The 1672-nt window shown below is 71.5% G+C and carries 1 protein-coding gene; it reads left to right on the forward strand.

The genetic code is table 11. The features are described 5' to 3' along the window. Positions 1 to 46: 46 nt before the first annotated feature. Positions 47 to 1672 (forward strand): beta-ketoacyl synthase N-terminal-like domain-containing protein (locus tag ABD385_RS41125; RefSeq protein ID WP_344585386.1); only part of this gene is annotated, 1626 nt, incomplete at its 3' end.

A 1672-nucleotide genomic window follows, 5' to 3' on the forward strand; every position in this document is an offset into this window, starting at 1 on the left:
GGAGTTGCCGCGGGAGTGTTTGGCGTATGTGACGGTTGAGGAGGGTGTGGGTCGTGCGGGTGCGGTGACGGCGCAGGTGGCGTTGTTGGATGCGGAGGGCACCGTCCTCGTCCGCATCAAGGACCTGCTGGTACGGGCCGTGGCCCTGGACACCACCGCGGAAGGTGCCCCGACCCCGGCCCGGGCCCTGGCCCCGGCCTCACCCCCGGCGCCGGTCCGCGATGCCGCACGGACGGCGGCCACGGCCACGGTCGCGCCGGAAGCCGGGGCGCCGGCACCGGACGCCGGCCCGGACGACCTGCGGGGTCGCATCGAGCGTTACCTCACCGGGGTGCTGGCCGACACCACCAAGATGGACGCCGCGGAGATCGACCCGACCGTGCCGCTGGAGCGCTACGGCATCGACTCCCTGATGATCACGCGGCTCAACGCCGAGCTGGAGGAGCGGATCGGCGAGCAGCTGTCCAAGACGCTGTTCTTCGAGTACCAGACGGTCGAAGAGCTCGTGGAGTACTTCGTCGAGGAGCACGCCGAGCGCCTCGCGGAGCTGACCGCGCGGACCGTGCCGGAAGCGACCGGAACGCAGCCCGCCACCGCCGATGCCGCCCCCGACGCCGGCGCGGCCGAGCCCGCCGCGGCACCGGACGCGCCCGTCCGCCACGGCCGGTTCCTGGCCCCCGGAGACCTCACGGCAACGACGGAGCCCGCCACGGACGGGGACGATCACCACGGCGAGGCCATCGCGGTGATCGGGCTGAGTGGTCGGTATCCGATGGCGGACGACCTGGGGGAGTTCTGGGAGAACTTGGCGGCGGGTCGGGACTGCATCACGGAGGTGCCGCCGGAGCGGTGGGATCACGAGCGGTTCTTCGACGCGGATGCTTCGCGGGCCGGTGGGACGTACGGCAGGTGGGGCGGCTTCCTGTCGGACGTCGACAAGTTCGACCCGCTCTTCTTCCCCATCATGCCGCGCGAGGCCGAGCTGATGGACCCGCAGGAGCGGCTGTTCCTCCAGACCTCGTGGCACGTCCTGGAGGACGCCGGTTACCGGCGCAAGGACCTCCGGGAGCGTCAGGTCGGGGTGTTCGTCGGCGTCATGTACGGCGAGTACCAGTTCCACGGCGCACTGGACGCGCTGCGCGGCGGGCGGGCGGTCACCAACTCCTCCTACGCCTCCATCGCCAACCGGGTCTCCCACCTGCTGGACCTGCACGGGCCGAGCATGGCGGTGGACACCATGTGTTCGTCGTCGTTGACCGCGCTGCACCTGGCGTGCGAGAGCCTGCGGCGCGGGGAGAGCGACCTGGCGATCGCGGGTGGCGTCAACGTCTCCGTCCACCCCTACAAGTACGTCTTCCTCAGCCAGGGCGGCTACCTGTCGACGGACGGGCGGTGCCGGTCGTTCGGTGCCGGCGGCAGCGGCTACGTGCCCGGTGAGGGCGTCGGCGCGGTGCTGCTCAAGCCGCTCGCCCGGGCGGTGGAGGACGGCGACCACATCTACGGCGTCGTCCTCGGCGAGGCGCTCAACCACGGCGGCAAGACCAACGGTTACACGGTGCCGAATCCGCGGGCGCAGGAGCGGGTGATTGCTGCGGCGTTGGGTCGGGCGGGGGTGGAGCCTGGGTCGGTGTCGTATGTGGAGGCGCATGGGACGGGGACGTCGTTGGGGGAT

It is taken from the genome of Streptomyces lunalinharesii, from assembly GCF_039532155.1.
Classification (GTDB): Bacteria; Actinomycetota; Actinomycetes; order Streptomycetales; family Streptomycetaceae; genus Streptomyces; species Streptomyces lunalinharesii.